This is a genomic window from Pseudoalteromonas galatheae (assembly GCF_005886105.2).
In the GTDB taxonomy this organism is placed as follows: domain Bacteria; phylum Pseudomonadota; class Gammaproteobacteria; order Enterobacterales; family Alteromonadaceae; genus Pseudoalteromonas; species Pseudoalteromonas galatheae.
Genome location: NZ_PNCO02000001.1, coordinates 1,287,148 through 1,312,156 on the forward strand (window position 1 = coordinate 1,287,148; position 25,009 = coordinate 1,312,156).

The window sequence follows — 25,009 nt, forward strand, 5'->3', positions numbered from 1 at the left end:
ATAAGTTGCCGTGAACGCGTGGTGCAAATACGGTGTGCGGCAGCGTAGCTTTACAATGCAACGGTACGGATCATAGAAACACATATCATTCAGGTAAACACTATGAAAAACAATAACATTCTATTTGTATCACTAGCTGCTTTAATGCTTGTTACAAGCCATAGCTATGCTTGCTCAACCTCTGAAACTGAATCTAACGACAGCGAAGGTAATACCAATAGTGGAGTGTGTAATAACACGACAATTAGCGGCGAGTTATCTAGAAGGGATATTGACTGGTTTACTTTTGATGTGGCAGCGCCAGGTTCGATAGATATTTCTCTAGACCATAGCTCTGGTGATGATTTTGACTGGTTCTTATATCAAGAAACAGGCTCAGCGGTTGTCAGTCGAGAAACGAGTCAAATACCAGAAACGGGGAGCTTTTATGCTGAAACTGCAGGCACCTATTATATAAAGCTAACGCGATATAGTGGCTCTGGTTGGTATGATTTGATTGTGAATTTTGTCCAAGATGAAAATCCTCCTCCACCAACTGGAGAGTGTAATTACGGAGTTCGTCCGTCAAAACCTGGGGGATTAAAAACTTATCTTGCTGGTAATAGCTTAGACACTTGCAACACGCTCACAGCGAATAACGGTGCCACGCTCTTAATGGGAGGGGGAGCGGATGTTGATAATGCCTTTAGCCAAAGAGTAGCTCCTCATATTGGTAGTGGTGCTGATGTGGTGGTACTGCGTACTTCTGGCACGGACGCGTACAATGATTACTTACTTGGTCTAATGGCGGCGGATTCAGTTGAGACGTTAATTATTGATTCTGTTAGTAAGGCTAATGACCCTTATGTTGATTGGGCTATTCGCAGTGCCGAGTTTGTCTGGTTTGCTGGAGGCGATCAGTCTGATTATCTAAATAAATGGCAAGGAACTTCAGTCCAAAGCGCGGTGCAGCACGTTTTTGATAAGGGAGGTGTTGTTGGTGGTACATCAGCTGGAATGGCGTTACTGGCCTACAGTATTTACGATCCTGATGGTGTGCTCGGTGCTATCTCCAGTGAAGTAGTAACCGATTTTTGTCATGAAACACTGAATTTTAGTAGTCGGTTTGTTTCTATCCCTATGCTAGACAATGTGCTAACAGACACGCACTTTGCTGAGCGTGACAGAATGGGACGTGCAGCCGTATCTTTAACTCGCCACAGTAGTGACTATTTTAATATTGCTGCGAGTGAAGCAACATCAATTTTCATCAATAGTGACGGCGAAGGGATCGTGGATGGCAGCGCTGAAGTTTATATTCTCAAAGAAACTGCACAAACAAAAAGAACAGCACTTGCTTGCGGTCAAGCAGTACAATATCAAGACTTTTTGCGAGTTAAGGTGTTGCCGGGGCAGAGTTACAACATCTATACCCACACACATAGTAGCGGTGAACTCGCGGTCTCCATTAACGGGAACTTGAGTAACTTTTATTTACCCAATAACCCGTATTAATCAGATAACTACAATTACTTCTTTGACTTAATATTAGCCAAAACCCAATACTGTTGTCGGTATTGGGTTTTATATCTGGAGTAAAAATACCGTGATAGAGTCGGATGATACTTTTGCCCTTTGCATTTTAGTTAATTCATTTTTAATTCCGAGTTCAAATGAAATAGTAATTTTGTCTGTTTAACTTTGCGCACTATTGCTGTAAGTTACGCCGACTAATTCTGAGTAAAGGTCGGTATTTTGGAAATTCGTCAAGTAGTGGGTTCATTAACACAAGTCTATTTTAATTTGGTGCAAGCATATGAAGCTGAGTTTTCAGTGTTGACGGAAAAATTACCAGATGGTAACGGTTTATTTCAGATAGATACGCCAATAGATGAACAGCACCTTGGCTACTTGGTATATGAAAATGGCCGCCCGGTTGGTTTTATCAATATTTTGAAAGTGCAAAATACTTTTGAGGTGTGTGAGTTTTATATCGTGCCTGCAGCGAGAAAACGTAAACTCGGTTCTTCATTTATGTCCAAAATATGGCAAATGTATCCAGGGCATTGGCAAGTCAAGCAAATTCAAGGCGCAGATCACGCGATCAATTTTTGGCGCAACGCATTGACGTTAAACGGTATCGACTACTGCGAATCTCAATATCAAGATGACTATTGGGGTGTCGTAAATAGACAGATCTTTACCGTGTAATGGGTGTATTTCGCGAAGGCATAATATCTAGGGATATTATGCCTTCGCCATTATTATATTTTACTTCTAATTAAATCTCTGACGAGCAATCTGGCTGGGTGGATTGCCTGATGTACACGCTCGCTTAAAGGTCTTGCTTCGCCAAGTAGAGTTGCAACTAAGTGCTCAGTAGCAAGTGGAGCGCTGCACAGTCCTCGTGCGCCAAAGCCGGTAACAATATGAATTCCTTGATAGGGTAGTGCTGGCTTCCCAAAACCGTAGTGTTTTCCCTTTCTTAAATTGGCAAACGCCGAGCAAAACTCATCGTTATGCTGGACTTGACCAAGCATAGGCAAATGATCGTTAAAGCAGCAACGTACTGCGGCTTTTGCTGAGGTGATCTCGCCAAGACTCGCGGCTAAATCCGTATCTTTATAAAAGCGTTCAAGCTGGGCACGGTTAACCGCATTGTCTTCGGCTTTTACCTCTCGGCTTTTGCTATTTTTTTCAAACGTCGCGCCCATACAATGTTGTCCATTCATTGCGGGAGTAAAGTACCCCTTATGGCAAAGTACGGTATTGAGTTTTTGTGATTCTTCTCCAGCATCAACATGAGAGACCTGACCGCGAACGCCGTGTAGAGGAATATGTTTGGTTTGCTCGAATCGGTCAGAATGCTCACCGCCACAGACAAAGACATCTGAAAACGGCCCAAACGTATTATCTTCACCGTGTAATAACCAGCCGCTCTCGGTTTTTTCGAGCTTTTGTATATCAGTATTAAAATAAGTCGAAACTGCTTTTAATGCGTGAGCTGCATCAAACACAGCTTGCGTTACCTCTGCAGGGTTTAGCCAGCCAGCCTCAGGAATATAAAGTCCACCGTAAGGCAGCGTGGTATTTGCTATAACTGAAGCTTGTTTGGCATCAACGGCATGAATTAAGTCATGCGGCCAAGTTGCTTTTTCAGCTAAGTTTTGATGCTGCGCTTGTTTGGCTTCACTAACGGACTGCAAGAGTACGCCACACCAATCGTGCGCAAAGTGGTAGCCTGTACTTGCAATATGTTGATAAAGACGTTTTGCATATAAAAAGCTGTGGGCATATAGCTCGCTCGAGGGCGTGTGATCTGCTTGCAGGTTTGGATATAGCGCGCCTTGACGATTGTGAGAAGCGCCTTTGGCTAACGCGTCGTCTTGGCAGAAAAGTGTTGCGCCAAGATTACGTTTACTAAGGTGGTACAACAAACAACTTGAGGCAATACCGCCACCAATAATAGCGATGCTCTCTAACTTACGCGGTGCAGTGCTGTAATACGCTGGAGTATTGTAATTTTTATTGGCGTGGTTTAGCGTTCCGACCACCATTTCGCGCTTACGACCAAACCCTTTGACTTTTTTGCACTCAAATCCGGCGTCTTGTAGTCCCCTGCGGACAAAACCCGCGGCGGTGAATGTTGCTAAAGTAGCGTTATCTCGGCTCATATTGGCCATGGCATCAAATAGGCTTTGTTGCCACATATCTGGGTTTTTACTCGGCGCAAAGCCATCTAAAAACCACGCATCTACAAATCCAGCTTGTTCAAAACTTAGCTGTGGTAAATTATCGTGAATATCGCCAAACCATAAATCTAAGGTCACTTGACCATCGTCAAACTCTAGGCGATGGCACCCTTCAAGTGCTATCGGGTATTGTTGGCAAAGCTTTTCGGCGAGCGGGGCAAGCGTAGGCCAAGCTTGTAGCGCTTTAACTAAATCATCAATATGGATTGGGTATTTCTCAAATGAGACAAAGTGAAGTTGGTTAACGCATGCGTCTTTGCTACGCTGGTTGAAGTGATACCAAGCGTTGAGAAAGTTTAATCCAGTACCAAAACCAGTTTCTGCGATGACAAATCGGTCTTTGCCATGATTTTGTAACCGCTCGTCGATATGGTTCTGAGTATAAAAGACGTAATGTGACTCAGCTAATCCATCGTCGTTGGAAAAATAGACATCGTCAAAACTATCGGCAACAGGGGTGCCAGCATCGTTGAAGTGTATTTGAGCGTTTTTTATCATGAAAGACTCTATGTTCGACTATTTGGGAACTATTTTACTGTCTTTCGACTCAATAGTCTGGTTGCATTTTTAGTTATTTAGGTTCAGAGTACATGTGTACGCTGGAAAGCTGACCACTTGGCGCTAAAAATCAGCGTATACTACGCATAATTTGTAATATCGAAGGGAATAAACCCATGAGAAGAGCCGTTATTACGGGGATCGGTGTTGTTTCGAGCATCGGCAACAACAAGCAAGAAGTTTTAGAGTCATTAAAAGCAGGTAAGAGCGGTATTGCTTTTAACCAAGAATTTGCAGACTACAACCTACGTAGCCAAGTGTCTGGTAAAATAGATATCGACGTAAAATCTCTCGTTGACCGTAAGGCACATCGTTTTATGGGGGACGCGGCAGCGTTTTCTTATATTTCGATGGCGCAAGCAATAGAAGATTCAGGGCTATCAGAAGAGCAAGTATCGAACGAACGCACAGGCCTTATCGTAGGTTCTGGTGGTGGTTCGTCTAAATACCAAGTTGAAGCCGCTGATATTCTGCGCGAAAAAGGCGTTAAACGTGTTGGACCTTATATGGTTCCGCGTACCATGGCAAGCACGACTTCTGCGTGTTTGGCGACACCATTTAAAATTAAAGGTGTAAACTATTCAATCAGCTCTGCATGTGCAACATCAGCACACTGTATTGGCAATGCAGTTGAACAAATTCAACTAGGCAAGCAAGATGTTATTTTTGCTGGTGGTGGTGAAGAGCTTCACTGGACATTGGCGATGGAATTCGATGCCATGGGGGCGTTGTCAACCAAGTACAATGAAACGCCTGAGCGCGCATCACGTACGTATGATGCGAATCGTGATGGTTTCGTCATCTCTGGCGGTGGCGGTATTGTGGTAGTTGAAGAGCTAGAACACGCACTTGCTCGCGGCGCGCACATTTATGCTGAAATCGTTGGCTATGGTGCTACATCAGATGGTTACGACATGGTAGCACCATCAGGAGAAGGCGCTGTACGTTGTATGAAGCAAGCGATGCAAGGCCTTGATGCACCAATTGACTACCTAAATACGCACGGTACTTCAACACCAGTTGGTGACGTGAAAGAGTTAGGTGCCATTCAAGAATTGTTTGGTGATAATTCCCCAGCTATTAGTGCAACTAAAGCAATGACTGGCCACGCACTCGGTGCGGCTGGCGTGCATGAAGCGATTTACTCTTTGCTGATGCTAGATAATGACTTTATCGCACCATCAATTAATATTGATGAACTGGACGAACAAGCGCAAGGTTTAGACATTGTAACGGAGCGTCGTGATGGACTGCTTAATACCGTGATGTCCAACAGCTTTGGCTTTGGTGGTACTAACGCAACGCTTGTGATGCAAAAGTACAAAGGTTAAGCGCTTTACGCTTAACCTTCATATCAAACACAAAAAAGCAGGCTAAGCCTGCTTTTTTTCGTTCTGTTTGTATATTAACGTACATTGTGCTTCATTAAACGCTCTTTATCACGAGACCAATCACGGTCTTTAATATCAGCACGTTTATCGTGTTGCTTTTTACCCTTCGCAAGATAGAACTCGAGTTTTACCCAGCACTTTTTCCAGTACATTGCTGTGGCAATCAGAGAATAACCATCACGTTCGGTTGCACCGATAAGACGTGAGATTTCACGTTTATTTAGTAGCAGTTTACGATAACGAAGCGGATCGCATATCACATGTGTTGACGCACTATTTAGTGGCTGAATTTGACTGGCCAATAAATAGGCTTCGCCGTTTTTGATATGGATGTAAGTATCTGAGATATTGACTTTACCGGCGCGGATACTTTTTACTTCCCAGCCTTGTAACTCGATACCTGCTTCGAACTTTTCATGTAGTGAATACTCATGACGCGCTTTTTTATTTAGCGCTATGGTATTGCTATTTGATTTACTTGAATTTTTCTTTGCCATAATGGCTTAGTCTACCTATAAATCTTGTTTTAAGACAGCGCTTTTTCATTAATATGACGTATTTTTACTTAGTCAGTGGCTGCAAACAAGATAAATCTGCAAAACCTTGGTAAAATCCTCGTATTAAGATTTGGAGTGTCTATGCCACAGATAGAAAAAAGTGCTTTGGTGATGTATAGCACCAAGGAAATGTTTGAATTGGTCAATGATGTTGACGCTTATCCCGCATTTCTACCACATTGCTCGGATGCAAAAGTGCTCAGTAGTGATGATGAAGGGATGACCGCGAGTCTAGAAATTTCGAAAGCCGGCCTAAAAAAGTGGTTTACCACAAAAAATGAATTTGACGGTAATCGAGTAAAAATGTGTCTAGTAGATGGACCATTTAAGTCTTTAAATGGTTATTGGGAATTTACCGCGCTTGATGAACAGGCTTGTAAGGTGAGTTTAAAATTAGAGTTTGAATTCGCGAGCAGATTAATTGAGATGGCGTTTGGTAAGCTATTCAATGAAGTGGCCAAGAATATGGTGTCTGCGTTTACCCAGCGAGCCAAAGTTGTTTACGGAGTGAGATGATGATAAAGGTTGAAGTGGTATTTGCATTGCCTGATAGCGCGACGTCTTTGTCGGTTGATGTGCCTGAGGGAACGTCAGCTGAGCAAGCGGTATTGCAATCAGGGATATTAGAAAGATGCCCTGAAATCGATGCGAATGATTTGACGCTTGGGATTTGGAATCGCACAGTAAAATTACATCAAGTAGTGAGTGATGGTGATAGAATCGAAATCTATCGTCCACTAATTGCTGACCCGAAAGAGGCGCGTAGACGCCGTGCGGAAAAAGCAAAGGAAGAAGGTCGTGCAAGCAAAGTTACTGGTGGGCGACCTGTCTCTTTAGGAGGCAAGGAATAATTAACCTGAACTTCGGATAGTTAATGCCTTTCTAGCAGCCAGTTTTTGCGCTAACTGCGTTGAATTCACTTCCAATAGCCAACTATTGGTGCGTAAATTCGCCTTGTTATCCCTAAAACTCTCTGGCTAGATAAGGGTATAATTTAATGTGGTATTAAAAACAATGATTTAGCCCATTCCTTATCCAAACCTCAGGCTAATTAAAAAAGGGGAAAGACTTTCCCCTTTGACTACGAAATAATGTGTGCCCTTTGGCCTCTATGAGTCTAAAGGGGTGTTAAATTCTTCAGGTTCTTCGAAGTCGCCGCTCACGCGAACTAGTTTGTCATTCTCGAAATAAACGCTAAATGATTTGCGAACCTCTGACTCTCTATCAATATTAAATACGTACTGGTAATGCCAGACATTGTTGTTAAAAGTGTCTTTTGCAAGCGGTGTACCTAGTACATATAGCACTTGCTCTCTGGTCATTTGGACGCGAAGCTTATCTACATCTGACTGCTCTAAGAAATTACCTTGTGGCACGTTGATGCGATAAATCCAGCTTGAACAGCCAGACATAAACACCGTCATAACTACAGCACTGAGCCAAACAGAAAGGGTTTTATTAGACAGCATGAAATTGTGTATCCTTATTATCAGTTGTTTGCATGATACCGATTGCACAGAGAAGGTAAAGTCTCTTAGCGGAATTGGACTGCACTAAGTGTAAAAAGTTCGTACATAAGTTGCAATAGTCATCAAGTGCAACATAAATCGTTGATAAGATCTTGAGGAGAACCAAGTAGTGCTAGGAAAAATATTACTTAGCGAGCCCAATAAATCCGAGCACCAAGTTACTTGGAGCTTATATATCCTAGAAACGCGCTTTGGTCATTGGTATACAGGAATAACAACTAATGTAGAGCGGCGTTTACAGCAGCATCAGGCAGGGAAAGGGGCAAAGAATTTAAAGGGGAAAGGGCCTTTGACATTAAAATACCAATATCCAGTCGGTTCTAAATCTCAAGCTGCAAAACTCGAGTGGCATATAAAGCAGCTGACAAAAGCACAAAAAATTCAGCTCGTAGAGTCAAGTGGTGAGCGAGTTAACGACAAAATAAAGTCACTGATGAGATTTACCCCTGCTTGATACTTATTTAAATCCATATTCTCTAGTGTATCTCTCGTCGTGTGATGATGTTTGTCTTCACCCATACCGAAATAAATATAAGGGATCCCTTGGCGATAAAAGGCGTAGTGGTCGCTCGCTTTATGCCAATCAATTCTTGGATTATTTGTATAGCGCTCAATTTGTCGTTGTGATGATACTACAGTCAATTTGATTTGAGATTGGACCTTGTTCTGGAGCTCTGCTTTATACTCCTTAAAACCCGGTGAAAACAACGCAAATAAACGGTTGTTGTTATTTATCCCTAACATATCTAAATTGATATTGAGTTCAACTTCCTGATTAAGGTGTTTGGCATAGTATTTTGCACCATGCAAGCCGCGCTCTTCAGCATCGGTTGCGACAAACAATATATCACGAGCGCGATTTGTTTTACTGAGTTGCCTAGCCATGTGCAACATCGCAGCAACGCCAGATGCATTATCATTGGCACCTGGGTAATGTTTCTGCCCTGTGGTTCCTAAATGGTCGTAATGCGCACTGATAACAATGGCCTTGTCACAACGAGGTTGAGTACAAGGCAAAGTCGCAGTGACGTTATGACCGATATCTTTACTAAAAATACCAGCTCTAAAGGTAAAATGCTGATAGCTTGGATTTCCACCTAAACGCTCAAAAGCATCAAAAATATACTGAGCACTGATATTGGGTGACTGAGCACCACTCTTACGCCCTTGGTGATTGATGCTCGTAAGTGTTTGTAAATCTCGCACCAATATATTATCAACATGAGCAATACTTGAATGTTGCGCCTGCGCCACTGCATTCGTGGTACATATTGCGGTCAGCATCATGCCGAATAGTTTGAAGTAGAGATTCTTCATTCTTATTGTTATCTCTCATCGTTGGCTATGGAATTTAACTGGTTGCTTGCAACACTTTTCAATAAGGCAAGTTTACCTTCGTAGCGCGCTTTATCGTGTTCAAAGACAGATATTTTGTATGCCTTGTTGAGGTAATACTCTGCTTTTTCTCTATCGCCTTGTTCATAAGCGACCTTTGCTAATCCAAAGTAGCTACCATGAATGTTGCGATCAAGTTGATTAGCTTTTTGATAAAAGTGCTTGGCACGAGCTAGGTTTCCACTTTTAAACGCTTCGTTACCCAACACTAGCATGTAATAGGGGTTGTTCTTCCTTAAGTTGTGAATATTGGCTTCAATCATTTCTGCCTCACGGTCACGTTCAGTGAGATAGTAAAGTTTTGCAAGGTTACCAAGGGCGTTTCGGTTGTCGTGATTAATGGCGAGTGCTTGATTGTAGGCTCGTTCGGCGAGCTCATATTGTTCAGTGATGCGATATAGGATCCCAAGGTTTCCCCAGGCACCGTCGTGGTAGGGATCACTTTCAATAGCTGCCTTATAATAGCTGTAAGCCAAGTCAAGGTTGCCGTTAATCATTCCCATAGCACCTTTGTTGTTATAAAACATAGATAAGATGGTGTTTGTATCTATCGCTGATGTACTAAATTGTTGTGCTCGGCTATTGGGATCGAAGTCGACAGTGACTGAAGTCGGTTTCACATAGAGTGTTTTTATCGCATTTTTTGTGTTGTCTACTTCGAAGATTTTGATGTTTACGTGACCTGTGAGCAAACTATAACCTTGGCTCTCATCCCAATATTCAGGTATATGGACTCGTTGAAATTGGGTACGTAAGCCAAGTTGTTTCGCGATTGCATGGGTCAATATGGACAGGGATAAGCAGTTGGCATTCATGTCTCTAAAAGTTTGGTTTGCAGTCAGATTTGCACCTGATAGATAAGAAAGAGAATCATCGCCACTACTTACTAAAAACTCCATCAACATTTTAGCGCGCTTAATCCCAATTTCATCGTTATGAAAATAGTGAGCGAGTTTCGCTTTTATTTGATTATTTAGCTGAAAAACCTCTGAGTATGACTCTACAGGCTGAATATTAAATTGATGCTCCGATTGGAGAATGGATGTGTCTATTGTCGCTTTGGGAGTGCTATTACAGGCACTAAGCAAAACACTAAGCACAATAATAGAGAACTGAATTACTATCTTCATACTACCTCCAGATTGGGCGTGAGGCTGATTTTTAATTATCGTGTAATTGCTTACCTATAGCCCTTGCTATTATTGAATTTAGACTATAATTGCAAAATTTGCGCGGTGTGATTGTTACACCATGTAACAAAGAGGAAATTTGAGAGGCTAAGCCTACAGACAAAGCGTGTAGGCTTACTTTAGGTTTGAAAATAGGGTTTAAAAGCTCGCGACGAGATCATCAAGCGTTTTGGCGGATGCTGCAAGACGCTGAATTGCTTGTTCCGTGTCAAGTTGCTCGTTCATCACCGCATCGCTTATTTCACTGATCTGTTCGATATTACGGCCAACGTCCGCGACGACATTACTTTGTTCTTCGGTCGCCGTTGCGATAAGCGCAGTCATATCATTTATTTGATTTGCGGTTTCTGAAATTTCCAACATTAACTCCACTGACGATTGCATCGTTTGAACACTTTGCTCTGCTTGTTCACTAGATTGTTGGATTTGGTTTACGACAGCATCAGACACCTGAGTTAATTCAGATATCGTTGCTTGGATCTCGTCGGTAGATTGTGATGTACGGCTTGCAAGTGCTCTAACTTCATCTGCAACGACGGCAAACCCGCGACCATGCTCGCCCGCACGTGCAGATTCAATTGCGGCATTAAGTGCAAGTAAGTTGGTTTGCTCAGAAATGCCTCTGATCACATCAACGATGTTGGCGATGGACTGTGTTTTTTCGGCCAACGTAGCGACTTGACCCGCCATATTTTCGATGTCACCAGCAAGTAAGTGAAGTGTTTCTTGGCTTTCTTGTACACCTTGGCGGCTGCGTTTGGTTGACGCTTTACTTTCTTCTGTCAGTTTTGCCGTGTTGGTCGCGCTGCTCGCTATCTCTTGTACTGTCGCCCCCATTTCATTGATCGCCGCGGCAACAGACATAGTTTGAGACTTTTGTTCGTCCAGAGACTGAGAGTTTTGCTGGCTCTGTTTAAACACGGCTTCGCTCGTCACACGAATTGAGCGGCTCTCTTCTGCAACCATGTGGATAGCTTCTTCGATCTTAGTCATAAACTGGTTAAAGCCGCCAGCTAAAGCATGAAGTTCAGGTTGTGCTGAGTCTGGCAAACGGTAATTGAGTTTTGCATCGCCGCTGCCAAGCTGCTCAAATAAATCTGCCATCTTTTTAAGTGGCGCGCTTAAGTTCTTAGCCAGTAGCATACTAAAAAAGCTTGCCACTAGCGCAATCACTAGCGAAAAACCAATGATTTGCCATTGCAGGGAAGTGATCCCACTATTGATTTCACTGGTTGGTACTTGGGCAATAACAAGCAAGTCTGTGTTTGGAATTGGGCTCGCTGCAACTAAATTAGTTTCGCCGTTCACTTCCAACTCTTTAACGATAAACCCACGTGTTGAGCTAAAATCGTGACTATGCTGGCCATAAAAGTCTTCAATCGAGGACTTTGCGACTTTGCTTGCATCTGGGTGCAATTGCACCGTACCTTGCCTATTAATGACGAAAACAAAGCCACTTTGCTCGATTTTCATATTAGCAAGCATCGCCTGCATATCATCAATACTTTTCGCAAGCCCAGCCAAACCAATCCCATTTAATTGTTGGTGATTGACAAACATTTTTACGTCGCCCGGCGCTTCTTGGTAGATACTAATCGAGTATGCCGAGCCACTATTCGTGAAACCGAAAAACCAACCATCTTGCTCTTGATTTAATACTCTTAAAAAGCCGTTTTGATTCCAATATTGATTGGTTTCGCGGTTAGCCCAAGAAGCCGTAACTAAGTCATACTGCGCCGCAATACGCTTGAGTTCGTTGACAAGAAGTTTTTCGTCCAAAGTATTTTGCTTGGCACTTTGGGTGATTAATACATTGCTTGAAAGCTGCTCGGCTGCATTTTTCAAAGTGTCTATCTGCTTGCTTAATGATTTATTGATGCTTTCTATCTTGCTTGGCAATTCAGACTGCATCATGCGTTCATTAATGAGCGTTTTGGCGCTGTAAAGCGAGGTAAACCCGATTAAACAAGCGACAGCAATCGCAATGAGACTACCTAAGAGGGTAATTCTTTGAGTAATTGTTAAACCTGTGTTTTGCATTCGATCTGTGTGTGTAATCCCGTGGAACCGATTATTCTAGCATAGTAAATAACCAGCTCGGAACAAGTAACAATCCAAGTCACAAAAAATAATTTTGTTTTATAAAATAAAGTTAATCTCAGTATTTAGTGTTAACTGTATTTGAGTTAAATGGGTGGTTATGTTGAGAAACAGAGATAAAAGGCCACGATCTCAGGGTGGAAAGTGGCCTTGGTTACTAACAAGCGAACTAGTTTGCAATATTATTGACGCAAATTTATTTCTACTTACTAAACAATCTTTTTCATATCTGACATGTAACCGCGAAGGACTTCACCTATTTTTTCTACCGGATGGTTACGGATCGCACGGTTTACAGCGATGAGTTTCTGGTTGTCAGCATAATTGTCACTGTCTAACAAACCTTCACCAATCTCACGTTTTGTTATGGATTCCATAAATGGCTTCAATAATGGTAGGCATGCGTGATTATACAGGTAGCAACCATATTCTGCGGTGTCTGAAATCGTACGATTCATCTCGAAAAGCTTTTTGCGCGCAATGGTGTTCGCGATTAGCGGCGTTTCGTGTAGTGATTCGTAGTACGCTGATTCATCAATAATGCCAGCCGCTGTCATGGTTTCGAAAGCTAACTCTACACCGGCTTTAACCATAGCAACCATTAAAATACCTTGGTCGAAGAAAGTCTGCTCTGAAATTTCAGCGTCAGTATTCGCTTGCTTTTCAAACGCGGTTTGTGCGGTTTCTGCGCGCCATGTAAGTAATTTATTGTCGTTTTCAGCCCAATCCGCCATCATACCTTCTGAAAATTCACCACTGATGATGTCGTCCATATGCTTGTTGTATAGCGGGCGCATAATGTCTTTTAGTTGCTCGCTCAGTTCAAATGCAAGTAACTTGGCGGGATTCGACAGTCTGTCCATCATATTGGTGATACCACCGTGTTTTAGTGCTTCAGTGATGATTTCCCAGCCATATTGAACGAGCTTTGATGCATATCCAGGTTCAATGCCTTCTTCAACCATTTTGTCAAAGCATAGTAGCGAGCCAGTTTGCAACATACCACATAGGATGGTTTGCTCACCCATTAGATCTGATTTTACCTCAGCAATAAATGATGATTGCAATACGCCAGCACGATGACCACCAGTTCCTGCCGCATATGCTTTAGCTTGCGCGAGACCTTTACCCTCAGGGTCGTTTTCAGGGTGAACAGCAATCAGCGTAGGTACACCAAAGCCGCGTTTGTATTCTTCACGTACTTCCGTGCCCGGACATTTTGGTGCAACCATGATTACGGTGATATCTTCACGCACTTGCATCCCTTCTTCTACGATGTTGAAGCCGTGAGAGTAAGCAAGTGTTGCGCCTTTTTTCATTAACGGCATAACCGCATTTACAACAGGTGTATGTTGTTTGTCAGGCGTTAAGTTTAGTACCAAATCTGCTTCAGGAATGAGCTCTTCATAGGTGCCAACGATAAAGCCGTTTTCAGATGCATTAAGAAACGATTGACGTTTTTCTTCGATTGCTGAGGGACGTAGTGCGTAACTAACATTCAAACCAGAATCTCTTAAGTTTAGACCTTGGTTTAAGCCTTGGGCGCCACAACCAACGATGACCAGTTTTTTACCAATCAGAACGTCGACACCTTGTTCGAATTCTCTTGGGTCCATAAATGCACATTGAGAAAGCTGAGCTAATTGCTCGCGTAAAGATAAAGTATTAAAGTAATTCGACATGATATTTCCTGATTCTGTAGAAATAGATTGAAGTCAGAGTAGGGCGAACTTTTGATTGCGTAAAATGATATATTTGAACTATAGTATTTCAAAAGGTGAAATACTATGAATCACAAACAACTAAAATATTTTTTGGCACTTGCAGATACGCTGCATTTTTCCCGGGCGAGTGAACGCTGTTTTGTAAGCCCTCCAACTTTAAGTCGTCAAATCAAGCAGCTAGAAGAGGAGGTCGGGGCGCCTTTGTTTCTACGAGACAATCGCACCGTAGAGCTGACTCAGCAAGGTAAAGCGTTTGTTCATTACGCGCAAGCGACGTTGGCAAGCTGGCGGCAGTTTAAGAGCGAATGTGTTGACGATGATAAGCCTTTGACCGGTGAGCTGAGCTTATTTTGTTCAGTGACCGCGACTTACAGCTTTATTTATGATCTTTTTTCCAAATTTCGCCATCTATACCCGCAAGTAGAGTTGAATCTTATTACCGGCGACCCCGCGCATTCAATAGCAGAAGTTGCCAGTAGTAAGGAAGATGTAGCAGTAGCGGTGAAGCCAAAACATCTGCCAAACGGTATCGAGTATTTACCTATCGGCCGTTCTAGGTTGGTGTTCATTGGCCCGACGATGGATTGTCCGCTTAAATCTATTATTGACGAATACAGTCACAGTGATCTGCCATGGCAGCGCTTGTCTTTTATTATGCCAGAGCAAGGTGTGTTAAAAGATCGTATTGATAGCTTTTGCAAAAAACACAATTTTATACCCAAGGTTTATGCGCATGTTTCGGGTCATGAAGCTATGGTTGCACTCGCAAGTTTGGGTTTTGGTATCGCGTGTGTCCCCGAGATAGTAATTAGTCAAAGCCCATTTAAGAATCAAGTTCAGCTTTTGCAGCTTAGATCTGATGAGATTGAAATTGGACTTGTAACTAAGAATAAACGGTTATATGACCCAGTTGTTAAAGCACTTTGGGATACGGCAAAAGGATTATTTGTGCTGTAAAGCATCCATTCAGGTTGCGTGACTACACTGTGTTCATCCACGTTGAATGAAGAGGTGCGTCCGTGTCCACTATCTTGGTTGCACAAAGCAATAACAATATATTGACATCACAACAAAAAATGCTTGAAGAGCAAGGTTATACTGTTGAGTTGTTGAGGGAATTAGGCCAATTGAATGGTTTTTCAGGGAAATCTATTAACGGTATCGTGCTTGATCAAGCTATCGCTTCGGTACCAACCTGTGATTCAATTAGCCAGTTTAGACAAAGGTTTAAAGCGCCGGTGATTGTCAGTCTTGACAGCGATGATGAAGATGTTCATAGCCTGTTTCTAGAGCTTGGTGCTGATGAAGTTATTTCAAAAGATGCAAAGCCACGGCTGTGGCGTGCTCGACTTGACGCCGTATTAAGAAGGCAAGCTGCGAACTCGCAGTTCGACGATGAGCCGGAGCAGCTCACTTTCGGACAATTACATATCGATAAAAACACCAGACGCGTGAGTTATGGTCAGGAGCGTATTGATCTTACTACACATGAATTTGAACTTTTATGGTTGCTCGCAAGCAATGGTGGCAAAGTGGTGAAACGTGACTTTGTTTATGAACAAATCCTAGGTAAGTACTATCGCCCAGACACACGAACGATAGATGTCCGTATTTCTCGCTTACGTAAAAAACTACATGATAATCCCAGTCGTCCTGAGAAGATCAAGACAATTTGGCGTCAGGGTTACTTATTTGTTACTGACGTTTGGAACTAAAAAGTAACAATTTGATTTAACGCAAAAATACTTCGGGTTTTTCGAATACTTAATTCGATTAAATTTGATGAAAAGCTATGCGTAATAGCGGCATAAATTCATTGTTATGGATTTATGCCTTTGTTTTTTCTATATTATTTTTACTCCCTCAATTTTTCCACTGCCTCTTGGTGGTAAAATGCCAAGCAATAAACTTGAAAAAATTGTTATTTTTACAATGCAAATAATATTGATTGCTATTTAGGTGCGTGTATACTTTACACCTAGTTATGAAAATATAAACATAATTAGTCTCAAAGGAACAATTCAATGGCACTTAAAAAGTCTCTGTTAACGACTGCTATTCTCGCTGCAACTTTAGGCCTCACTGCATGTGGTGGCTCGAGCAGCAATTCAAACGATAACGATGATAACAACACAACACCACCTCCAGCGGAAACTAATGCTGCACCTACGATCACTGTAGACAGTGCATCAGTATCTGAAGATACACTTGGTGCAGCGGTTGCAAACATTACTTTCGCAGATGATAACGATGAAGTAAGTGCACTGACACTAAGCATCTCTGACAATCGTTTTGAAATTGTCGACGGTGCCGTCAAGCTCAAAGCTGCGAATGCACTAAACTTCGAACAGGTTGACGCTGGTAAAGTATCGGTAACTATCACGGCAACAGACAGCAAAGGCGAAAAAACCGAAGTTGAAGCCGAAATCGCTGTTCAGCAAATTGCTGAAGAAAACAAAGCGGGTGTAAACCGTTATGCCTTTAATAATGCTCAAGGTGAGTCTTCAGTTTCTTACTCTGGCCAAATCGCGCGCCACGCGGCTATGGTTCATATCAAGAGTTTAATGGGTAAGCTTAGCAATGAGACTGTAGGTAATGCACCTGGTCAAAAAACGGCTGAAGCAGCAATCACAGAAATAAAATCATTCTTGATGCCTACAGAAGCACTTGTATTAGATGAACCTTTAGATTTTGCTGTTGCGGCAAACGCTTCACAAACTACATTGGGGCAAATTTCAGGCTCATTTAAAAAGGTGGCGGGTGAAAGCGGTAAAATTGCAGGCCGTGACACGTCTTATATGCATAAAGCATGGGAAGAAGATGGCGTTATGGTTGGTTGGACTGACTTCGGTACACAGCCTAAAACACCAGAAGGTCTAGCACTGCACTATTTAGACTTGTTACAAGCTCAGCTTCAACAGTTTGAAAATGGTTCAACGATTAAAGCTGAACATAATGGTACAGAAGTAACATTAAACAAGCTATATGTCACACCGGAAGGCCTGGATTTGGCCCAACTGATGCAAAAGCATTTAAATGGTGCCGTATCACTTTCTCAAGCAGCTGATGATTACCTTGACGACTTACTTATCGGAGCTAAATCGGCAGACAACTCTGCGCTAGCTGAAGGTAAGAGTTATACAGAGCTCGAGCACAAATTTGATGAAGGTTATGGCTACTTTGGTGCTGCAATTGACTATTTAGATTATTCAGATGATGAGATTGCGGGCAAGGGTGGACGTGAAGCTTACGCCAGTGGTTATCATGATTTAGATAAAGATGGAAAAATCAATCTACTGTCTGAGTTTAACTTCGGTAACTCAACAAATGCAGCAAAACGTGATCGTGGTACTAAATCCAATGTGAATCCAACGGATTTGACTGCCCAAGCGCAATTGGCATTTATTGAAGCTCGTAAACTTATCAACATGAATGTTGGTACTAACGTTGCGCAGTGGTCAGACGAAGACAAAGCGCGCTTAGAAGCTTTGCGTGATCAAGCATTGCTTGCATGGGAAAAGTCGATTGCAGCGACAGTGGTTCACTACATCAATGATACAATCTCTGACGATGATGGTGATTTAGACGATATCGCATCAGGTAACTTTACTGCTGAGCAATTTTATACAGTAGCTAAACACTGGTCTGAGATGAAAGGGTTCGCGTTAAACTTCCAGTTTAACCCGCATTCTCCAGTAGAAGAAGCCGACTTCGCTGAAATCCATAACTTAATGGGTGATAAACCTGAGCTTGCAGCTGACAAAGTAGCAGATTATAAGGCTGACTTGTTGAAAGCGCGCGAGATTATTGCCAATGCATATGGCTTTGATGCTGAGAATGTTGCCAACTGGTAATCTAAATTTTCATTTATAACGTTAAAAGGTTAGCCGTTTATTCAGCTAACCTTTTGTTGTATATAGATAATAGAGAATACAAATGAGAGTATCTAAACGTTTAAGTACTGCAGCTATCGCAGTGGCTCTGGTGTTGTCGGGTTGTGGGGAAAGCACTTCAAGTAGTCAAGGCCCAGGAGTAAAGGACAATAATAACTCAGGAACGGATAACCCATCACCAACGCAATTTGATGAAGCAGCCTTGGTAAGTAACTTGGTTGATAATGTACTGACTCCTACTATCGAGCAGTTTAATGAACTAGCAAAGACACAACAAGTTGCAATTGCCAGTTACTGTAGTGCTGAAAAAGCGGTGGCAGAAAATACCGCAGCGTTAAAGCTAAGTGCTCAAGACAGTTGGCGCTCAGCTATGGTGGGATGGCAGTATGTTGAATTAATGCAAATGGGTCCACTTACCGCCAATAGCAAAGAGCTTAAGAATAACATTTATGTTTGGCCTGCTACCGGTTCTTTATGTGATATCGATTTGGATGTTGTGTATTTCGAAGATGGTGTCATTAATCGTAATGCTAGCAATCCTTATAATATTTCTGAGCGCACCGCAAACCGCAAAGGCTTAACGGCCCTTGAGCACCTTCTATTCAATGCTAATCTTGACCATAACTGTTCGTCAGTGAATGATGCTTTGGCACCATGGAATAGTCGCCCAGCTCAGGAGCGGGTCATTGCTCGTTGTGAGTTCGCGACGGAAGTCGCAAAAGATATTGAAACTCAGAGTAATTTACTTCTGTCCCAGTGGGGCGGAGAAAATGGCTATGCAGCTAAGCTTGTTAACGCGGGACAGCCTGGGTCGCCGTTTGATACGCCTCATTTAGCGCTAAATGAGATATCAAAAGCACTGTTTTATATGACCGAAGAGCTGAAAGACGGCAAAATTGCAACACCGTTAGGCCTAGGTTTTCCTAATGCATGTGGTTTAGAGGCTTGTCCTGAAGCTGTTGAGTCCCCTTTGTCTGAACATTCAAAAGAGAATTTACTTGCCAATATAAGAGCGTTTAGGAAGATTTTTACCGGTAATGGCCAAGACGCTGAAAATACACTGGGCTTTGATGACTTTTTAGACGCAGAGGATGGCAGTGATGTAAAAGAGCGCATGCTTGCAGGGCTTGCAGATGCTGAAGCCACATTGCTTGCGATGGATGCGAGCCTTAAAGCTGAGCTCGCGGGTTCAACAGAACAAGTAACGCAAACGCATACAGATGTTAAAAAAGTGACGGACGACTTAAAGACTGAGTTTATCGAAAAGCTCGCCCTAGAACTTCCACAAACTTCGGCAGGTGACAATGACTAAGCGCATGAATATGAAGAGATCTTTATTAGCTGTTGCGGTAATTTTTGCATTGCCTCAAGCGCAAGCTGCGGATGACAACCAAGATATTGAACATATCTCTATTATCAGCCACCACGATAAGTTGCGAAAAGAAGCAGGCTCCGCAACGTTGTTGTCTGAAGCGCAGTTGGCAGAATACGAGTATGATGATATTCACCGTATTCTTTCTAACGTACCCGGCGTTAATATTCGTGAAGAAGATGGTTATGGCTTGCGACCAAATATCGGGTTTCGTGGTGTAACACCTGAGCGAAGCAAAAAAATCACCATAATGGAAGATGGTGTGCTGATTGGCCCCTCACCATACTCTGCACCAGCTGCTTATTACTTTCCAGTGCCGACTCGTATGACTGCGGTTGAGGTATTTAAAGGGCCTGCGGCTATCAAGCATGGTCCGCAAACCGTTGCTGGGGCACTTAACTTAGTGACTCGCCAAGTGCCAGAATTTACAGAAGGCGGTATTGATGTCGCGGCTGGAAGTGATGGGTACTCCAAAGCACACGGTTATTATGGCTCTGTGGTAAATAATGTCGGCTTCTTATTTGAAGCAGTTAATTTACAGGCTGATGGCTTTAAAGAGCTTGATGGTGGGGGAGATACTGGATTTGAAAAGAACGATATCTTAGCCAAATTCAATTATAAGCTTTCTCAAGGTGAATTAAACCACACTTTTGGGCTAAAACTCAGCTATGCTGATGAGTTGTCTGATGAAACCTATCTTGGTTTAACTGATGCAGATTTTGCTGAAAACCCATACCGTCGATACGCAGCGTCTGAGCCTGCAGAGATGGACACTAAGCATACTCAAGTAATGTTATCCCATGTGCTTGATGGTGAAGACTTTAACATTACAACAAGACTTTATCGCAATGACTATGAGCGAGCTTGGCTTAAACTCAATAGTGTGGGTAGCAAAAATGGACCATCATTGTCAAAAATCATGGCAAACCCAGAGGCTTTTGCAAACGAGTACGATGTGATCACAGGGGCAAGGGACTCGGTCGTTGCAGGTTCAAATATCTTTTTGAATATGGGGACTAATGACCGTGAGTATTTCTCTCAAGGTCTTCAAGTCGATGCCAATACGAGCTTTAGTCTGTTTAACTTAACCCATGATATTGCTGTTGGCGTGCGTTTTCATGAAGATGAAATTGAGCGCAAACATTTTGAGCAAGCGTATGCAATGGAAGCTGGTTCACCTACGTTGCTGGAAGGTTCAAAGCAGTTTACATCGCTGAATACTGAAAATACTAAAGCTTGGTCTGTATATCTAGAAGACAAAGTACAACTGGATGCTTTAACACTAGGCCTTGGCCTTCGTGGCGAGCTGATGGACATGTCTTACCAAGATAATAAAGATGCCGATGTTTGGATTGATAAAACCACCCGTATTTGGCTACCTAGCCTAAGTGGTTTCTATCAGCTTTCTGATGATGCCGGTCTTTTATTTGGTGTGCACCAAGGTTTTGTGCCTTCTTCACCACAACAAGATCCGGATATAGAGCTTGAGAAGAGCGTTAACTACGAATTTGGTGGGCGCTTTAATGATGGTGTGACTCAGTTTGAGATTGTGAGCTTTTTCAACGATTATGAGAATCTGAACGAAAGCTGTGGTCAGTCTAACTGTGGTGTTAATGACCAACAAGACCAGCAGTTCAGTGGCGGTGAGGTGGATGTTTACGGTCTCGAAATGCAGTTTGCACAACGTTACCCTTTGAACCTTCAACTGGATATCCCTTATAGTCTCACCTACACCTATACGAAAGGTGAATTCCAGAATGAGCGTGCGACAACGTTCGCACAATGGGGTTATATTAAAAATGGTGATGAGCTTCCGTATTTACCATCTCATCAAGCCACTTTTAATATTGGCCTTGCAGCAAGTGACTGGAAAGTTAACGTAGCCATCAAATACATCAGTGAGATGAGCGAAGCTGCTGGCAGAAGCACTGAAGACTTTGAGCTTGTACTTGAAGGCGCAAAGGTGCCTAGCACAACCATCGTTGATGTGTCTGCGAGTTACGAGCTAGGCCAGTATGGTCAAATCTATGCTAAAATCGATAACTTGTTCGATGAAGCAGAAATTGTCAGTCGCCGCCCGTATGGCGCGCGCCCAGGCAAACCAAGACAATTTAGTTTAGGTTATAAATACCAGTTTTAATTGATTGTCTATGCGGCTCTTAAATAAGAGCCGCAGCTTCATGGCGGTTTGTCGCTAGACCTATGGAGCTATTCCCAAAATATATGAACTCATTATTTCTTTTTGATGGAAATGACTATGTTAGAGCAATTATGGCAAAGCATTACTGAACTCCCAGGCTACTTGTTCGATGCCAATAAAAGAGTGTATTTGCCATACTTGTTTAGTGCCATTTTGATGGCTGTTCCTGTCTATATCGCCACAGAAAAAGCGCGTTCAGGTAAAGGTTTTTTTAAATTCCTATTTCCCAAGCAAGTGTGGTGGTGCAAGAGCGCCAAGCTCGATTACTGTTTATTGATCACAAATCGATTGATAAAGGCAGCGACGTTCACGCCTATCGTGTTGACTATGGTACCTGTGGCGCTGGGGTTATCCGGTGGGCTTGAAGCGCTTTTTGGTCCAGCATTACATCTTGAAGCGCCAGAATGGCTGGTGATTGGACTATTTACGTTATTTTTATTTATAGTTGATGATCTTACTCGGTTCTTGCTGCACCTGATGCTACATAAAATCCCATTCTTTTGGGAGTTTCACAAAGTGCACCATTCTGCAAAAGTTCTGACCCCTTTTACCATTTATCGCTCACATCCCGTTGAAAGCTACCTGTACGCCTGTCGTATGGCATTAACTCAAGGGATAGTGGTTGGAGTGGGGTATTACGTATTTGGCAGTAGCCTGAGCATGTACGATATTCTTGGTGCGAATGCGTTTGTCTTTTTATTTAATATTTTTGGCGCGAATTTAAGACATTCACATATATGGCTGAGCTGGGGTGATAGGTTAGAAAATTGGTTTATCAGTCCTGCACAACACCAAGTACATCACAGTGATAATCCAATCCATTTTGATACTAATTTAGGTTCAGCGCTGGCTATTTGGGATCGTATATATGGCTCGCTCATAAAAGCCTCAAGTGCGGGTAGCATTACCATTGGAGTCGGACAATATGATGCTGGGCATGATTCACTCTCCGCTATTTATTTGAAGCCGTTCAAGCAAGCTTGGAAAACGTTATTACCGAAAAAGAAAAATGATCCACCACTTAAGTCACCGCAGGGGGAATGACTAAGTTATCCAGCGCAGCGTTTTTATGAGAAACAAGATTGGTATTTCGTGTTTCAGTCATAAATTAGTTTCTTTTATTGAGCGAAAGGGGAAAATAGGCTGACGACGGGCATTGTCAGCCTATGTGGGAGAGTAGGCTCCCTAAATCATATTAGTGTAGTTGTGACGACAGCTTATTACGCACGAAGCCAAGTTCATTTAGCCTTTCAACCAGTTTTTGTGGGTCATCTAAACCACAAGGTGTTTCTTCGCTTCGCAAAAAGTGATCATTTGGGACTGCGTGTAAATCCAGCATTTTATGGAATAGAATATTTCTAATTGCCAGCGCTGTCATGCCATTGTCCTGAATCGCATCGAGTCGCTCTTGAAGGTCTGAAAAAGGCGCAGCCTTTACGTCATCCACTACTGCAGAAAATTGACTATTAGATTTATTCTTAATCATAAAACCTCCAGAGGTATAGCTTGTTCACAATCCAGTGACACACTGTTCTTAAGCCGAAAAATATCAATTTATGTTCATAAAATAGATACTTACGTCTTGTCCAATGTGGTCAGTTTACTCTGAAGTCGGGGCAAATTACCATCTTGGATGTAAAGCTTTGTAAATCGAATAATGAGAGGAATGAAATAATTAAATAGACGTCTAGATGTAACATGATGATCTGAATATGAAAATAGTTCTCAGTACCAATTATGGAACTGAGAACCGAGTATCTAATTTAAGTAAATAATTTTTCTTTTACATGCTCAGCAAAGCCGCTACCTGCTTCTAAGTAAAAGTTATAGGTAGAATTTACTCCCATCTCTTCTAATTCTTTTTGTTGATCTGGGTAGTTTGCAATCGCGGTTACTTGGCCGTTGTAACCTGAAGCTTTTAGCTGCTCTAATGCGTAAATATTCTGCATGTGTTTTGGCATAGCCAGCATCACCATTTCTACTTCAGAGTGATTTACACGTTGCCAAAAATCAGGATCGGTTGCGTCGGCGGTCAATACTCTGCGGCCTCTGGAAACATGTTTTTCAACCACCTCAGGCTTAATATCTACACCCGCTACGGTGTCTGGGAAGCTAGCCTGTATTGTTTCGTAAGCACCGGTTCCAATTCTTCCCATGCCAAATATTACGATTTTTGTATCGGTAAGATTGACGGGAAGCTCTTCTTCTAAGCGGTCTTGGCTCTCAAACTTTAATAGCCAAGGCTCTAATTTAACGTAGATCTCATTTGAACGCTTGTTTAGCGGAGAGGCAATTACAAAAGTGATAGAAACAGCGATCGCCACGACCGCTAACCAATCAGGAGCAACCGCACCAGAAGCAGATGCAACGGCACAGACAATGAGACCAAACTCGCTATAGTTGGTTAGCGTAAAAGCGCTCAAGAGTGACGTACGGGCACGCAGTTTAAACATATTGGTAAAGATGTAATAAAGCGATACCTTGATTGGTAGCACAAATACTAACAAGATAGCGATGAGTAACGCGTCTAAGGTAATGGTCGCGTTCAAACCAATATTCAAGAAAAATCCAACAAGTAAAATGTCTTTTACATTTAATAGTGACTTTGACAGCTCACCCGCCTTTTTATGTGGTGCGAAAATCATCCCCATAATAAGTGCGCCTAAATCGCCCTTGAGACCCGCAAACTCAAAGGCATGATAGCCTGCAACCAATGCAAAAAAGAAGCCAAAAAGTGGTAGCAACTCGCCATGTTTCGAGCGACTTAACACCCAAAACATAACTGGACGTACAAGGGGTAAAACTACAAGCAGTGCCAAAGCCCAAATATTTGGTACTTTGCCCGTACTCACGGCGAGAAAGATAACCGCAAAGATATCTTGCATGACTAAAATACCGATTGAGATTTTACCATGAAGGCTTGCCATCTCACCGCGCTCTTCTAATACTTTTACTGCGAAAACGGTACTGGAAAAGCTAAATGCAAAACCAACCAATAACGCACTTTGCCAGTCTAAGTCAGTAAATAAAGGTAGGCTCATTGCTCCTAGCATCAATGATAGGCTAGCGAAAAAAGCGGTGCTAGTAATGATGTGCATACTTGCTGGCGCCCAAACCTGAGGCTTTATTAGGTTACCAACTCGTAATTTTAAACCTATGCTAAAAAGTAGTAGTGTTACACCAAGATCAGCCAATTGGGTGAGTAAATCAGTGGTTTTGTGTCCAAGTAAGTTTAAAACAAAGCCAGCCATCAAAAAACCAATCAAAGGAGGAAGCTTTAATTGATAGACAGAAAATCCGCATGCGAATGCGACAGCAAAATAGAGCAGTTCCATAACTTCAAATTTTTATCCAAGATATGAGCAGTGT

At 42.4% G+C, this 25,009-nt stretch carries 21 protein-coding genes; 12 read left to right on the forward strand and 9 right to left on the reverse strand.

What is annotated here, in order from left to right:
• Positions 1-102 precede the first annotated feature (102 nt).
• Both CWC29_RS05645 and CWC29_RS05650 read left to right on the forward strand, forming a co-directional pair.
• Positions 103-1,494 carry a pre-peptidase C-terminal domain-containing protein gene (locus CWC29_RS05645; RefSeq protein WP_138522768.1) on the forward strand — a complete coding sequence of 464 codons (1,392 nt, stop codon included), beginning with the start codon at positions 103-105 and terminating at the stop codon, positions 1,492-1,494.
• 240 nt (positions 1,495-1,734) lie between these two features.
• Positions 1,735-2,190 (forward strand): GNAT family N-acetyltransferase, encoded by a 456-nt coding sequence (locus tag CWC29_RS05650; protein ID WP_138522770.1) that lies wholly within the window; start codon positions 1,735-1,737, stop codon positions 2,188-2,190.
• Positions 2,191-2,243: 53 nt separating this feature from the next.
• Here the strand turns inward: CWC29_RS05650 and mnmC are convergent, their stop codons facing one another.
• The gene (mnmC, locus tag CWC29_RS05655; protein WP_138522772.1) at positions 2,244-4,229 is read right to left on the reverse strand and encodes a bifunctional tRNA (5-methylaminomethyl-2-thiouridine)(34)-methyltransferase MnmD/FAD-dependent 5-carboxymethylaminomethyl-2-thiouridine(34) oxidoreductase MnmC; all 1,986 of its coding nucleotides are present in this window, start codon (positions 4,227-4,229) and stop codon (positions 2,244-2,246) included.
• Positions 4,230-4,405: 176 nt separating this feature from the next.
• Between mnmC and fabB the strand changes: the two genes are divergently transcribed.
• Positions 4,406-5,620 (forward strand): beta-ketoacyl-ACP synthase I, encoded by a 1,215-nt coding sequence (gene fabB / locus CWC29_RS05660; protein WP_128728379.1) that lies wholly within the window; start codon positions 4,406-4,408, stop codon positions 5,618-5,620.
• 74 nt (positions 5,621-5,694) lie between these two features.
• Here the strand turns inward: fabB and smpB are convergent, their stop codons facing one another.
• Positions 5,695-6,177 carry an SsrA-binding protein SmpB gene (gene smpB, locus CWC29_RS05665; protein ID WP_010379116.1) on the reverse strand — a complete coding sequence of 161 codons (483 nt, stop codon included), beginning with the start codon at positions 6,175-6,177 and terminating at the stop codon, positions 5,695-5,697.
• A gap of 141 nt (positions 6,178-6,318) precedes the next feature.
• Here smpB and CWC29_RS05670 point away from each other — a divergent pair, with 141 nt between their 5' ends.
• Both CWC29_RS05670 and CWC29_RS05675 read left to right on the forward strand, forming a co-directional pair.
• Positions 6,319-6,753 carry a type II toxin-antitoxin system RatA family toxin gene (locus CWC29_RS05670; RefSeq protein ID WP_128728378.1) on the forward strand — a complete coding sequence of 145 codons (435 nt, stop codon included), beginning with the start codon at positions 6,319-6,321 and terminating at the stop codon, positions 6,751-6,753.
• Positions 6,753-7,088, forward strand: a complete 336-nt coding sequence (locus CWC29_RS05675; protein WP_128728410.1) for an RnfH family protein — start codon at positions 6,753-6,755, stop codon at positions 7,086-7,088. Before CWC29_RS05670 ends, CWC29_RS05675 begins: the two co-directional genes overlap by 1 nt.
• Before the next feature lie 258 nt (positions 7,089-7,346).
• Here CWC29_RS05675 and CWC29_RS05680 read toward each other — a convergent pair whose 3' ends face one another.
• Entirely contained in the window at positions 7,347-7,706 is a 360-nt protein-coding gene (locus tag CWC29_RS05680; RefSeq protein ID WP_128728377.1) for an outer membrane protein assembly factor BamE, read from the reverse strand.
• Positions 7,707-7,887: 181 nt separating this feature from the next.
• On the opposite strand from CWC29_RS05680, the gene CWC29_RS05685 reads away from it, so the two are divergent.
• Entirely contained in the window at positions 7,888-8,220 is a 333-nt protein-coding gene (locus CWC29_RS05685; RefSeq protein ID WP_128728409.1) for a GIY-YIG nuclease family protein, read from the forward strand.
• On the opposite strand, the gene CWC29_RS05690 is transcribed toward CWC29_RS05685, so the two are convergent.
• The 4 genes from CWC29_RS05690 to ilvC form a co-directional block, all read right to left on the reverse strand.
• The gene (locus CWC29_RS05690; protein WP_138522774.1) at positions 8,148-9,083 is read right to left on the reverse strand and encodes a M20/M25/M40 family metallo-hydrolase; all 936 of its coding nucleotides are present in this window, start codon (positions 9,081-9,083) and stop codon (positions 8,148-8,150) included. The two genes, CWC29_RS05685 and CWC29_RS05690, sit on opposite strands and share 73 nt — an antisense overlap.
• Positions 9,084-9,091: 8 nt before the next feature.
• Positions 9,092-10,291: a tetratricopeptide repeat protein gene (locus CWC29_RS05695; RefSeq protein ID WP_138522776.1), complete on the reverse strand. Its 1,200-nt coding sequence runs from the start codon at positions 10,289-10,291 to the stop codon at positions 9,092-9,094.
• Positions 10,292-10,489: 198 nt separating this feature from the next.
• Complete coding sequence (locus CWC29_RS05700; protein ID WP_138522778.1) at positions 10,490-12,391, reverse strand: methyl-accepting chemotaxis protein; 1,902 nt, start codon at positions 12,389-12,391, stop codon at positions 10,490-10,492.
• A gap of 269 nt (positions 12,392-12,660) precedes the next feature.
• Positions 12,661-14,133 carry a ketol-acid reductoisomerase gene (gene ilvC / locus CWC29_RS05705; RefSeq protein WP_138522780.1) on the reverse strand — a complete coding sequence of 491 codons (1,473 nt, stop codon included), beginning with the start codon at positions 14,131-14,133 and terminating at the stop codon, positions 12,661-12,663.
• Positions 14,134-14,238: 105 nt separating this feature from the next.
• On the opposite strand from ilvC, the gene ilvY reads away from it, so the two are divergent.
• The 6 genes from ilvY to CWC29_RS05735 all read left to right on the forward strand — a co-directional run bounded on the left by ilvY (position 14,239) and on the right by CWC29_RS05735 (position 22,684).
• The gene (gene ilvY, locus CWC29_RS05710) at positions 14,239-15,132 is read left to right on the forward strand and encodes an HTH-type transcriptional activator IlvY (protein ID WP_128728372.1); all 894 of its coding nucleotides are present in this window, start codon (positions 14,239-14,241) and stop codon (positions 15,130-15,132) included.
• 62 nt (positions 15,133-15,194) lie between these two features.
• Positions 15,195-15,890 carry a response regulator transcription factor gene (locus CWC29_RS05715; protein WP_010373828.1) on the forward strand — a complete coding sequence of 232 codons (696 nt, stop codon included), beginning with the start codon at positions 15,195-15,197 and terminating at the stop codon, positions 15,888-15,890.
• A gap of 309 nt (positions 15,891-16,199) precedes the next feature.
• Positions 16,200-18,029 carry an Ig-like domain-containing protein gene (locus tag CWC29_RS05720; RefSeq protein ID WP_138522782.1) on the forward strand — a complete coding sequence of 610 codons (1,830 nt, stop codon included), beginning with the start codon at positions 16,200-16,202 and terminating at the stop codon, positions 18,027-18,029.
• An 82-nt stretch (positions 18,030-18,111) separates the two neighbouring features.
• Entirely contained in the window at positions 18,112-19,380 is a 1,269-nt protein-coding gene (locus tag CWC29_RS05725; protein WP_138522784.1) for an imelysin family protein, read from the forward strand.
• Entirely contained in the window at positions 19,373-21,580 is a 2,208-nt protein-coding gene (locus CWC29_RS05730; RefSeq protein ID WP_138522786.1) for a TonB-dependent receptor family protein, read from the forward strand. Before CWC29_RS05725 ends, CWC29_RS05730 begins: the two co-directional genes overlap by 8 nt.
• Positions 21,581-21,697: 117 nt before the next feature.
• Positions 21,698-22,684 (forward strand): sterol desaturase family protein, encoded by a 987-nt coding sequence (locus tag CWC29_RS05735; protein WP_138522788.1) that lies wholly within the window; start codon positions 21,698-21,700, stop codon positions 22,682-22,684.
• Between the two features lie 151 nt (positions 22,685-22,835).
• On the opposite strand, the gene CWC29_RS05740 is transcribed toward CWC29_RS05735, so the two are convergent.
• Entirely contained in the window at positions 22,836-23,126 is a 291-nt protein-coding gene (locus tag CWC29_RS05740; RefSeq protein WP_128728367.1) for a hypothetical protein, read from the reverse strand.
• A gap of 277 nt (positions 23,127-23,403) precedes the next feature.
• Complete coding sequence (locus CWC29_RS05745) at positions 23,404-24,975, reverse strand: cation:proton antiporter family protein (RefSeq protein WP_128728366.1); 1,572 nt, start codon at positions 24,973-24,975, stop codon at positions 23,404-23,406.
• Positions 24,976-25,009: the final 34 nt, after the last annotated feature.